Annotated in this window: 10 protein-coding genes; 8 read left to right on the forward strand and 2 right to left on the reverse strand. The window is 61.2% G+C overall.

Going from position 1 to position 11,594, the window contains the following annotated elements; genetic code table 11:
* Positions 1 to 278 (reverse strand): hypothetical protein (locus CCC_RS22875; RefSeq protein WP_236686427.1); only part of this gene is annotated, 278 nt, incomplete at its 3' end.
* Between CCC_RS22875 and CCC_RS20245 the strand changes: the two genes are divergently transcribed.
* The 7 genes from CCC_RS20245 (at position 261) to CCC_RS22880 (ending at position 8,969) form a co-directional block, all read left to right on the forward strand.
* Complete coding sequence (locus CCC_RS20245; RefSeq protein ID WP_269078898.1) at positions 261 to 1,637, forward strand: plasmid recombination protein; 1,377 nt, start codon at positions 261 to 263, stop codon at positions 1,635 to 1,637. The two genes, CCC_RS22875 and CCC_RS20245, sit on opposite strands and share 18 nt — an antisense overlap.
* Positions 1,638 to 2,015: 378 nt before the next feature.
* Positions 2,016 to 2,882 carry a chlorite dismutase family protein gene (locus CCC_RS20250; RefSeq protein ID WP_009867516.1) on the forward strand — a complete coding sequence of 289 codons (867 nt, stop codon included), beginning with the start codon at positions 2,016 to 2,018 and terminating at the stop codon, positions 2,880 to 2,882.
* A 97-nt stretch (positions 2,883 to 2,979) separates the two neighbouring features.
* Positions 2,980 to 5,520 (forward strand): molybdopterin-dependent oxidoreductase, encoded by a 2,541-nt coding sequence (locus CCC_RS20255; protein WP_160295550.1) that lies wholly within the window; start codon positions 2,980 to 2,982, stop codon positions 5,518 to 5,520.
* An 11-nt stretch (positions 5,521 to 5,531) separates the two neighbouring features.
* A complete protein-coding gene (locus tag CCC_RS20260) occupies positions 5,532 to 6,398 on the forward strand; it encodes a 4Fe-4S dicluster domain-containing protein (RefSeq protein ID WP_009869129.1) in 867 nt (288 codons plus the stop codon).
* Between the two features lie 3 nt (positions 6,399 to 6,401).
* Positions 6,402 to 7,079, forward strand: coding sequence for a TorD/DmsD family molecular chaperone (locus CCC_RS20265; RefSeq protein ID WP_009869130.1), 678 nt, complete (start codon positions 6,402 to 6,404; stop codon positions 7,077 to 7,079).
* Entirely contained in the window at positions 7,076 to 7,486 is a 411-nt protein-coding gene (locus tag CCC_RS20270) for a c-type cytochrome (protein WP_009869131.1), read from the forward strand. Before CCC_RS20265 ends, CCC_RS20270 begins: the two co-directional genes overlap by 4 nt.
* A gap of 367 nt (positions 7,487 to 7,853) precedes the next feature.
* Positions 7,854 to 8,969, forward strand: coding sequence for a cupin domain-containing protein (locus tag CCC_RS22880; RefSeq protein ID WP_236686428.1), 1,116 nt, complete (start codon positions 7,854 to 7,856; stop codon positions 8,967 to 8,969).
* Between the two features lie 40 nt (positions 8,970 to 9,009).
* Here the strand turns inward: CCC_RS22880 and CCC_RS20280 are convergent, their stop codons facing one another.
* The gene (locus CCC_RS20280; RefSeq protein ID WP_009869133.1) at positions 9,010 to 10,383 is read right to left on the reverse strand and encodes a sigma-54-dependent transcriptional regulator; all 1,374 of its coding nucleotides are present in this window, start codon (positions 10,381 to 10,383) and stop codon (positions 9,010 to 9,012) included.
* 130 nt (positions 10,384 to 10,513) lie between these two features.
* On the opposite strand from CCC_RS20280, the gene CCC_RS20285 reads away from it, so the two are divergent.
* A complete protein-coding gene (locus CCC_RS20285; protein WP_009869134.1) occupies positions 10,514 to 11,521 on the forward strand; it encodes a two-component system sensor histidine kinase NtrB in 1,008 nt (335 codons plus the stop codon).
* Positions 11,522 to 11,594: the final 73 nt, after the last annotated feature.

The following is an 11,594-nucleotide window of genomic DNA, read 5'->3' on the forward strand; positions in this document are numbered from 1 at the left end:
ATCTGATCGCCCCTCCGGTTCAACAATAAACGCGAACAGCGGTTCCTTCCCTCTTTGGGGTCCAGGGCTCTCCCTGGCATACGGTCGGCATTCGCGAAGAGAATCCCGACGGCGTAGGTGCCGCCTTTTAGGCGAGCTGGCTCTTTTTTTGCCTTTTCCCCATTGACCTTCCCTTTTTTCGCTCGATGTCGACGGCGGGGCGATTTCGCAGGGAGGGCGTCATGGCGGACAACGACAACAATGGCGGAGGCGGCGGTCCTATGTGCATCCTTCGCCATGGGCGGAAGTCACATACGTGGGGGGAGCTTCGACAGGCTACGCAGCACACCGTCCGGGATCCGGCCGTAAGCTGGTTGGGAGACAATATCGACCCCGAACGCAGTGCCACCAATATGGTCCTGGTGGGCACCGGCGACGTGGTCGCGGATGTGCGGACGCGCTTGGCCGCCGTCGGCCTTGAGCCGAAGGCCGGCCAGGTCGTCGCCCGTGAGCTGCTGGTCACCGCCTCCCACGCCTATTTTGGCGGCGATGGCCATACCGGCCGAGACGGCGACTGGAACCAGGATCGCCTCGCGGCCTGGAGGACGGCGACCGTCCAGTTCCTCCAAGGCGAGTTCGGCCCCAATCTCGTCACCGTCACCCTCCATCTCGATGAATCCGTGCCGCACGCCCACGTCTGGGTCACGACGGCGGTCAATGTGCAGAAGAACGGGCGAGGCCGGCCCCGCAAGGATGGCACCAAGGCGGCGCCGGTCATGGGCTGGACCCTCAACCACGACAAGGTGATGGGAAGCGGCAAGGAGGCTTTCGCCGCCCGCCAGGATCGCTACGCCGACGCCATGGAGCCCCTGGGCCTGAAGCGCGGCCAGCGCCAGAGCAAGGCCCACCACAGGCCGATCCGCAAGTTCTACGCCGAGTTGGAGGACCGGGTCGCCGCCGCCGAAGCGGAGCGCCAGGCCGCGCGCGAAATCCGCCTGCAAGCCGAACAGGACGCCATCCGCGCCGACATCCTTCGCCAAGGTGCCGAGCACGCCACCTTGCTGGCCCGACAGGCGCAGCAGGCCGCCGAGGAATCCCGCAAGGCCACCATCGCCGCCAGGACCGAGGCCGAGGAATCGCAGCGCCGGGCGGTCCAGGCCGAACAGGAACAGATCGCCCTGCTCACCAATGTCAAAGGCGAGCGGGACACCGTCGAGGATGACAAAAGGGCGCTTGGCATTTTCGTGAAGGCCCATGGCATCGAGAGGGAGTTCGACCAATGGCGGGCCGACACCAAGGCCGTCGCGGCTCTGCGACAAAACAAGGGGCCGGAGTGGGGCCAGTATGAAAAATCATTGGCGGCCTATGCCACCGACCTCAATCAATACGGCACCCTGCGCGATATCATCGTCCGCCGGGCGGATCGGCATCTGCGCTTCCTGCTGGAGGTTGGTGCCATGGCCCTGGGGCATTCCTCGATCATCCGCAATCCTGCCCGCCTGGTCACCGATGGCATTGCCGCCTGGCTGCGGCTCGTCGGCGGGAATGATCTTGTCCAGCGGCACCGCACCGTCGTCGGCTGGATGCGGGAGATCTGGGCCGCCGTGGTCGATGCTGCCATCGAGGAGCCGCAGCGGAACAGGGGGCGAGAGCGGTGATAAAGGTCGCAGACTTTCCCAATGGCGGCTGTCGGTCGCATAGCCGTCAGACGCAACGTGGGGGCAATCGCCCGGACATGACCCAATTCAGTCACTTGAGAAAGGCGATCAGCATTTAACGTTTCGTTCAATCTGCATGTCAGATTTGCACATTGCGATGAACCATCCTCAACAAATGCATCCATCGCGCCCCTCTAATAGCCACATAAAAATAATGGGTTATGGCCAGCCTTCTTGTCATTCCTGTTTGGCATGGCGTTTGCCCTTAGATCTCCGTCGGCTGAGTTCGCGACGCAAGCTGCCGCTGTTGCGACCAGCCACGGGGGGAACCGGGGGAATCCGGCGACCACCTGCAGTCCAACTGTCGGAGGAACCCATATGCTCAAGAACCGCGCTCGCACGGCGATCGCCGCCGCTATTACCGCTGCTGCCATTTTCGCCGTTTCCGGCGCCGCCCAGGCGCAGCAGGCTCCCATGGCTGGCGATATGAAGCCGGCCATGGCCGCTCCGATGATGGCCGACCGCGCCAAGCTGCTGACCTCGCCCGGCGTGTTCGGCAATTTCTCCACCTACAAGCTCCGTTCGGACTATTACAAGCTGTCGGCCGCCGAGCGCAAAGGCGCCGCCGCCGAGGTGATGGCCGTGGTCGAGAAGCACAAGGCCAACATCATCGCCGATGCCTATCTCACTCGTGGCTTCGAGGCTCAAAGCGACTATTTCCTGCGCGTCCATTCCATGGATATGGCGGCCACCCAGGCGTTCCTGGTGGATTTCCGCGCCACCCGTTTCGGCATGTATTCGGACGTGACCGAGAACTTGGTCGGCATCACCAAGGCACTCAATTACATCAGCAAGGATAAGTCGCCGGATCTCAATTCCGGCCTGTCCTCGGCCAGCTATACCGGCGACGCGCCGCGATACGCCATCATGATCCCGGTGAAGAAGGATGCCGCCTGGTGGAACCGCTCCGACGAGGAGCGTCTGAAGGAGATGGAGGTCCATACCCAGCCGACGTTGCAGTACCTGGTGAACGTCAAGCGCAAGCTCTACCACTCCACCGGTCTCGACGACACCGACTTCATCACCTATTTCGAGACCAATGACCTGGGCGCGTTCAACAACCTGCTGATCTCTTTGGCCAAGGTTCCCGAGAACAAGCACCATGTGCGTTGGGGCAGCCCCACCGTGCTGGGCACCATCCAGACCTTCGAGACCGTCGTCAAAACCCTGTCCATGGGGAACTGACGCGTCATGCCTGGCCGCCGTCTCTCATCAAGAGGCGGCGGCCGTTCAGACGTTGTCCTTTGCGCATTGTTATCTGTTCATCTTCCGGGGGAAGATCATGACCATCAATCGCCGTTCCTTCGTCAAAGGTAGCCTGTCCGCCGCTTTGGCTTCGGGCTTGCCGCTGTCGCTCAGCCGTCCGGCCATGGCCGCCCTTACCGAGCGCAAGGACCGCCCCTGGGAAGAAGGGCTGCGCAACCAGTTCAAGGGCGAGCGCATCGTGCGCACCATCAACATGCCCAACTGCACCGGTTCGTGCGGCTGGAACGTGGTGGTCAAGGACGGCATCGTGCTCCGCGTCGAGCCGCCGCTGGATTACCCCGACGACGACTACAATCCGCGCGGCTGCATGAAGGGGCTGACCTATCACCGCCGGGTCTATTCCCCCAATCGCGTCAAATTCCCCATGAAGCGCGTCGGTGCACGGGGCGCTGGTCTATGGAAGCGCATCACCTGGGACGAAGCCTTCGACTTCATCGCCTCCGAGATCAAGCGCATCTCGGCCAAATACGGCAACAAGGCGGTGTGGATCTACCCCCCGGTCCCGGCCACCGGCATCGTCAAGCAGGGTGCCGGGTTCCGCTTCGCCGCCGTCAACGGCTTCGGCATCGGGACCTTCTATAACTGGTACGGTGATCTACCGCTGGCCCATCCCATCACCTGGAATGTCCAGACGGAAGAGCACGAATTCAAGGACGTGCTCAACACCAAATACGCCATCATCTGGGGCTCCGACATGGTGCAGACCCGGATGCCTGACGCCCACTTCTTCGCCGATGTGCGGGCCAAGGGCGTCAAGCTGGTCTATATCTCGCCCTATTACGATCCCACCGCCACCGCCGTGGACGAATGGGTGCGGGTGCGCCAAGGCACCGACGGCGCGTTGGCGCTCGGCATGTGCCACGTGGTGGTCAAGCGTGGCCTGACAGACGACGCCCATCTGCTCAAGACCTCCAGCGCCCCGCTCTTGGTCCGCAACGACAACGGCAAATACCTCAAGGCCTCCGATGTGAAGGCCGACGGCGATGCCAAGACCTTCATGGTCTACGACGCCGCCATGGGCGGCGCGGTTCCCGACGTCTATTTCAGCGACAAGCCCGCCTTGACCGGCACCTGGGACATCACGCTAAAGGACGGCAAGACGGTATCGTGCTCCACCAGCCATACCCTGATGCTGAAGAAGCTGGAGGATTATGACCCCAAGACGGTGTCCGAGATTACTGGCGTTCCCGCCAAGGTCATCGAGCGTCTGGCGGTGGAATACGCCTCGGCCAAGCCCGCCAGCATCTGGTCAGGCACCGGCATCAATCACTGGTATCACGGCGACCTGATCGGCCGCGCCGTGTTGGAACTGGCCATCCTGACCGGCAATATCGGCAAGAACGGCGGCGGTGTCAGCCCCTGGGCTGGGCAATACCTCATGCGCCTTAACCCGGCCGACTATTTCTTCCCGTTGAAGGAAGAAGGCAAGCCGGAACGCCATCAGGCGGTGCCGCTGGATACGGCCTATGTGGTCAACGGCCCCACCGAGACCATGGCCAATAAGGATAAGCTGTGGCGTCAGATTCGCTGCATCTGGGCGGCGGGCGGCAATCTCCTGGGCGAGGCCTCGGACCAGAGCAATCTGATGCGCAAGGTGCTGCCCGAGATCGAATTGATCGTCAGCCCCGAGATCGAGATGAGCACAACGGCGCAACTGGCCGATATCGTGTTGCCGGTGGTCAGCTGGTACGAACTGCCCATGGATATCGCCACCACTCCGGCGCATCCCTATATCCAGATGGCCGAGGGCTCGCTGGACCCCATGTTCGAGGCCAAGACCGACATCGAGATCTATTACGAGATGTGCAAGCGTCTCGGCACCGAACATATCTTCAAGTTCAATCACCCGGAACAGGCCGCCGACCACCTGCTCAAGACCGGCGGACCCAAGGTCAAGGGCATTACCCTGGAGCGGCTGAAGAAGGAACGCGTCATCCGCGTCAACCTTCCCAGCGATCCCTATGCCTCCTTCACCGAGGAGATCGAGGGCAAGGTCAAGTTCAAGACCGCCTCGGGCCGCCAGGAGCTTTACAAGGACGAGGACCGCTTCATCCAGTTTGGCGAACAACTGCCGGTCCACAAGGAACCCCATGTGGCGACGCCCTATGGTCCCTCCAAGGTGTGGGCCGAAGCCAAGAAGACCAAGAATCCGCTGTTCGAGTCCTATCCGCTGGTCTACCACGCCCGCCATACCCGCTGGAGCGTCCATTCGTCCTGGCGGACCACCGACGAACTGCTGAAGCTTGACGATATCGGCCAGCCGCTGCTGGAACTCAATCCGGCCGATGCCCTCCAGCGCGGCATCGTCGCCGGTGACTGGGCGGTTGCCTACAACCAGCACGGCTACGTCAAGGCCAAGGTCAAGCTGCGCGAATCGGTGCCGCCTGGCGCCGTCCTGATCTATTTCGGCTGGCAGCGCGACCAGATCAAGGAAGGGCACTGGAATGCCCTGACCCACAACGACATCAATCCCATCCACGAAATCTACTTCATACCCAATGTCTGGGGGCCGGTGTCCGGACACTTCGACCAGCTTTGTGAAGTCAAGAAGGCCTGAGGAGACGCGCCATGTCCGAAGAACTCTGGCAGAAGTATTACGGCCAGCCCAACAAGATGTATGGGAATAAGGTCCAATTCGGCATGTTGCTGGACATCAACAAATGTCTGGCCTGCCATTCCTGCACCATGGCCTGCAAGACCACCTGGACCAGTGGTCCGGGGCAGGAGAACATGTATTTCAACAGCGTCTCGACGCAGCCCTACGGCAAGTATCCCCGTCGCAACGGCGCCAACGATCCGGCCTATTTCGATTACCGCTTTTCGAACCTGTACCAGGACACGCCCAAGGGCACCTATCCCAAGCTGTGGCAGTTCTATCTGGCGCGCCCCTGCAATCACTGCACGGACCCGGCCTGCCTGAAGGCCTGTCCGACCCGTTCCATCTACAAGAACGAGGACGGCATCGTCCTGATCGACCAGGACAAGTGCGAGGGCTTCCAGTACTGCGTCCGCGCCTGCCCGTATGACAAGATCTACTACAACTCGGTGACCAAGAAGTCGCAGAAGTGCATCTTCTGCTTCCCGCTGCTGGAAAAGGGTCAAGAGCCGCAATGCGTCAAAAGCTGCGTCGGCAAGATCCGCATCTTCGGCAATCTGATGGACCCGGAAAGCACCATCTCCAAGATGATCCGCGATCCTTCCTTGGGGGTGAAGCCCTATGACCCCCAAACATCCTTGAAGGCAACCCACCGGGTAATCAACGAGGGCGAACGTCGCCAGTACCGGCCGGATTTTGGCACCATTCCCTCGGTCTGGTATGTGCCGCCGAAGAATATTCCGCCTGAAGAGGTGGAGAAGTATTTCGGCTTCGGCATGAAGGGCCTGCTGGACGAGCCGCATCAGGTCTCCGGCCCCACCAAGATGAAGGATATCTGAGCCATGGACGCCGATACCATGACTGCCTTTGTCCGCACCCCGGCGGCTGACTGGGCTGGTCTTTATCACTTCCTTGAACTGGCATTGGCGCATCCCGGCGAGGATGGTCACGTCTATTTCGGCCAAGCCGACACCGAGGCTTCGGCCCTGGCGGTTCTGGCTGGATTGCCGTCAGGCGATGTCGTGGTGGATGGCGCCGGGCCATCCTTTCGCGCCTTCTTCGAGACCTTGCGTCGGCGCTGTTTCGAAGAGGTGGAATCCGATCACATCGCCCTGTTCTCCGCCAATTTCCCCCAGGTGCCATGCCCGCCCTATGGCTCGCTGTTCACGGCCGACGACGACGGCAAGCGGCTGGAAGAAATGCTGGCGATCAAGACCTTCTATCAGGACAGCGGCATCGACGTGTCCGAGACCTTCGATGATTTGCCAGACCATATCTGCGTCGAATTGGAGTTCATGCAGGTGCTGTGCTTCCGCGAGCACGACGCCATGACCCAAGGCGACCATGAATTGGCCGAAGCCGTCCGGGCCGAGCAGGCGCGATTCCTTGACCGGTTCCTGCTCCCCTTCGCCGAACGCCTATCCTTCCTGGCGCTGCGCATCGCGCCGGAAAACCCGTATTCCCATCTGCTCGGCGCCACCAACCGTCTGCTGACCCATCATCGGGAGAGCCTGCCATGAAGACGATCCTTGCTCTTGCCCTTTTCATCGCCACGGCGAGTTCGGCCTTGGCCGCCGAGCCCATGGCGGGCCCCCGCAAGCAAGGCCACGGTGTGTCGGTCGCCCGCGGCCAGCAGGTCTTCATAGAGCTTTGCGCCCTATGTCATGGCGTGAAGGGCAAAGGGGACGGCCCACGCTCCACTTATTTCCCCGAGGGACAGTATATTCCCGATCTGACCACCCCCGGCTTCGTCGAAGGGCGCGACGCCGAGGTCCTTGGCAATATCCGCGAAGGCCTGCACCGCATGGACGAGCCTTTCCTGGTCATGCCCCAGTTCAAGTACATCCTGGCGGAAGACGACATCAAGAGCGTGTTCGCCTATGTCAAAACGCTGCCGGGAAAGGCCATGAAGCAGGCGAGCCGCTAGAACAGATATTTGATTTGCAGGAATAGCGGCGGTATTAAATGCACTTGTGCGAATGGGGGATGACGAAAAGACGCTTGGGGAAACTCGCCGTCGCTCTATTTCGATTATGCCCGGCGACCGCCGGGCCGGGACGGGCAATATGCAACGCTGGTGCCATTGGGTCCGCATGGGAGTGTTCCTTTCCCTCGTCCTCGCGGGGACCGGGGCTCCAGCCGCGACTCCCGCTGAAACCTTTCTAGCCATCGAAGCGGTCAATAGCCAACTGTCCGCCTTTCATGACGCAAACGGCACCATGCCGGCGGCGGACCCTCAGGCGCCGGCGCTGACGGAGCGCTTGCCGCGCCATGCCTTGCAGAAGGCCCGAGAAGTGCTGTTGAAAATCCAGGCCCTGCGGCAGCTCAATGGCCTGCCGTTGCAGCCGGTGCCGGAAATCCCCGTTCGCGAAGTGGTGCCGGACGATACCAAATTCTTCCTGGAAAAGATGTTGGAGGGACTGAAGGACCTGCGTCCGGTCTTTGGCAATCCTCCCATTTCAAAGCCGTCCCGCGTCGCCAAGGAAATGACACCCACTGATAATTTTGCGGCCCTTCGTCGTGCCGAATTGCAGGTCGATGGCCTTGGTCTGCCTCCCACCGCCCCCAATGATGTCATGCGGATCGCTCTTAGCATCGTCAACGATCTGGAACTGATCCGCGCCGCGTTGGGTATCACCACACCGGTGGCCAAGCCGCCGGTGATTCCCGCCCGCCGTCCGGTGGATACCTATGACAACGCCCTTGGTCTTCTGGTCGATATCAAGGTGCTGACTGAGGCTAATCCAGCCTTGGCCATTCCCATGGGGGTGGTGCTGCCGAACCGTCGCATGGGTGTCATGAAGCCCGCCCATGTTATGGATCTGCTCGGCACGGTCTTGGCGGAAATTTCCGCCGTAAAGGTCAAGGCCGGGGTGATGAAACCCACTCTGCTGGCTCCTGCTCAGACCGGCATGACCCCGTCCGATGTTCACGCCGCAGTATCCTATGCCAGGGCGCTGGTGGCGACCATTCCGGGAGCGAGACCCATGAACGGGTCGGATGGGCCTCGCGATTCGCCCTTGATTAGCATGGCAAAGAAGGACCCGTCGCCAAATCGGGTTTTCGCGGTGGAGGATTTCGCCAAGCCTGATCCGAAACTGGTCAGGCGCTCGGTCGTCAGCCAGTCGGAACACGCCATCGTGACCGCGTGGCATGTGCTGCCAGGCCAGGGGCTGGAGCCTCATCGACATCCCGAGGGCCAGGACACCTGGGTCGTCTTGTCCGGCGAAGGCGACTATCTGCTGGGGGGCGGCAAGACCAAGCGGCTGCGGGCGGGCGATATCGCCATCGCCAATACCGGCCAAGTCCACGGCATGCGTAATACCGGCACGGTCCCTTTCATTTTCATCTCCACCGTCACCCCTGCCGATGCCGGGGTGGAACCGGGGGAAATCCCCCCACCCAATTGAACGATTCGTTCAATTGGGTGGGACGTTCTGAACGGGACATTCAATCCTCATCGTCGGATCTGCTCCTGGGCGAGACCATGCCGAATTCCTTGATGCGGCGTTCTAGCCGCGGACGCGAAATTCCGAGAATGTCGCAAGCCTTCCCCTTGTGCCAATGAGTCTCGGCCAAGACCCGACGGATATGATCGCGCTCAAGATCGCGCAATGAGCACAGGACGCCTGCGCAAGCCCCGTCCGCCGCCGCCTGAACCGGTTCACGCCGCAGTTCCGGCGGCAGGCAGTCGGGAGTCAGCAGATCGCCGCGTTGAAGGACAGCCGCCTTCATGAGTACGTTTTCCAACTCGCGCACATTGCCGGGCCAGCCATAGGCTTCGAGGCAAGTCAAGGCGTCGGCGGAAACCCGGCGGATCGTCTTGCGGAGATCCTTATTGATTTTCCGCAGCAGGAACTCGACCAGCAGCCGAATGTCGCTCGGACGGTCGCGAAGCGGCGGCAGGGTGATGGTCGCCACGTTAAGCCGGTAATAAAGGTCTTCGCGGAACAACCCATTTGCGACCCGCTCGCGCAGATCGACATTGGTCGCGGTAATGAAGCGGGCGCTGCTCTTCTTGACCTGGGTTCCGCCAACCGGCGTGTATTCCCTCTCTTCCAGGATGCGCAGCAGCTTGCTCTGCATGGGCATGGACAATTCCGCGATTTCGTCCAGGAACAAGGTGCCTTCGCCGACTTGCTCCACCTTGCCCTTGTGGGCGCTGACCGCGCCAGTGAAAGCCCCGCGCTCGTGGCCAAACATCTCGCTTTCCAGCAAGGTCTCCACCAGTGCGGCGCAATTGACCGCTACGAAGGGCAGGTGACGTTCGGCGCTGGCATTGTGCACAGCGCGGGCGGCCAATTCCTTACCGGTGCCGGACTCGCCCAGGATCAAGGCTGTGATCCGGCTTTGCGCCACGAGGCCGATGCTCTTGAAGACCTCCTTCATGGCGAAGGACTGGCCCACAATCTGGGTGCCGCTGCCGCCAGAGGTGCCACCGATCACCAGCCCCTCGCCGGAGCGTCCCTGGGACAGGGCGCGTTCCACCGCCGCGTCCAGTTCGTCCAGATCGATGGGCTTTGGCACATAATCGATGGCACCGCCCTGCATGGCGGCGACCGTGGTCTCGAAGTCGTGGAAGGCGGTGATCATGATCACCGGCAGGGTGGGCCGAATGGCCTTGATGGACGATAGCAGGCTCATGCCGTCAGCCCCGGGCAGCCTGACATCGGAGATCACGGCGTCGATCTCAGGATTTTCTGCTTTGTTGATGCCGTCCTCGGCCGAATGGGCGACGGTGACGTCCATGTTGTTTTGCTGGAAATGCAGATTGAGCGTCCGGCAAATGGCGCGGTCGTCATCGACAAGCAGGATATGCGGCATGCTTCTTCCCGCGATTGGCGTTGCGTGCGGCACCCGAATTGCAAGAACTCGGCCAAACCTATGGCTCAGCATAGCAGCTTCGGCGAGAGAAGATTAGGCTGGCGGATGGTACAGGGGGAAAATTTGCCGCATGAAGACGTCGCGCAAAATCTTCGGTCTCACCTATCTCATCGCCGGGATGGCGGTGGCTGGCATCGCCCTCTTCACCTTGTCGCGGACGACCCAGACCCTTCACGACCTGTCGCGCCAGCGCCTGCACGAGAGCGTCAATCGCGAAGCCCGGATCATCTATAACACGCTCGATATGGTCAAAAGCGACCTTCTGGTCCTGGCTGAGGAGGGAGGAGCGGGCGGCTCGTTGGACGAAGCCAGCCGTCGCAAGTTGTCTGACCGCTACGCCACCTTCATGCAAAAGCGGCCGTCCTATACGCGAATTCTTTACCAATCCGGCACCAATGGCGATTTGGTGTCGGTGGAACAAACCGATCAGGGATTACGGGCAAAGGGGACCGGCGCGGCAGTGGATTCCGATCTGTCGCATATGGCGGAACAAGGCGCCAAGTTATGGCCCGGCAACGTCATCCTGACCGACATGCTCGACTTCGCCCGACCCAAGAGTTTGGATCTGGATTGGGTCGATTTGGACGAGGTGCTGGAAATCGCCACCGTCTCCATGACGCCCATGCTGACCGAGCAAGACATCGTCGTTTGTACCGACGGCCATCACAGCCTTCCCAAGGTGTGGGGCGACCGGACCCGATTGATTCAGGTGTTCCAGAACTTGCTGTCCAACGCCATCCAGGCCATGGAGAGAGGCGGCCATTTGACCTTGGAGGCCCGCTCCGAACTTCATCGGTCTCGGCCGTCGGTGGAAATCCGCATAATCGATACCGGCAGCGGCATTTCCGTCGATGTCCGAGACAAGATTTTCGAACCGTTCTTCACCACCAGGGCCAAGGGAACTGGCCTGGGTTTGACCATTGTTCACCGCCTGATCCGCAGCCACGACGGTGAGCTGATATTTGAATCCAATCCTGTTGGCGGTACCGTCGCCCGCGTGATCCTGCCGTTGGTTTCTCCCGACTGGCCACCATCCAGCATGACTCAAATCTCTCTGGAAGAGGTTGACGCACGGTGACAACAACCCTTGGGAAGCTTGCAAAAGGGTATTTGTCGGCAAGTGAATGGCGGAATCTGGCACTGATCCGGCA

Source organism: Paramagnetospirillum magnetotacticum MS-1 (genome assembly GCF_000829825.1).
GTDB classification, from domain to species: Bacteria; Pseudomonadota; Alphaproteobacteria; order Rhodospirillales; family Magnetospirillaceae; genus Phaeospirillum; species Phaeospirillum magnetotacticum.

Bases quoted from the DNA above. Each gene is read 5' to 3' on its own strand.
- CCC_RS20245 (WP_269078898.1), top strand. From the start codon at position 261: ATGTGCATCCTTCGCCATGGGCGGAAGTCACATACGTGGGGGGAGCTT.
- CCC_RS20250 (WP_009867516.1), top strand. From the start codon at position 2,016: ATGCTCAAGAACCGCGCTCGCACGGCGATCGCCGCCGCTATTACCGCT.
- CCC_RS20255 (WP_160295550.1), top strand. From the start codon at position 2,980: ATGACCATCAATCGCCGTTCCTTCGTCAAAGGTAGCCTGTCCGCCGCT.
- CCC_RS20260 (WP_009869129.1), top strand. From the start codon at position 5,532: ATGTCCGAAGAACTCTGGCAGAAGTATTACGGCCAGCCCAACAAGATG.
- CCC_RS20265 (WP_009869130.1), top strand. From the start codon at position 6,402: ATGGACGCCGATACCATGACTGCCTTTGTCCGCACCCCGGCGGCTGAC.
- CCC_RS20270 (WP_009869131.1), top strand. From the start codon at position 7,076: ATGAAGACGATCCTTGCTCTTGCCCTTTTCATCGCCACGGCGAGTTCG.
- CCC_RS20280 (WP_009869133.1), bottom strand. From the start codon at position 10,383: ATGCCGCATATCCTGCTTGTCGATGACGACCGCGCCATTTGCCGGACG.
- CCC_RS20285 (WP_009869134.1), top strand. From the start codon at position 10,514: ATGAAGACGTCGCGCAAAATCTTCGGTCTCACCTATCTCATCGCCGGG.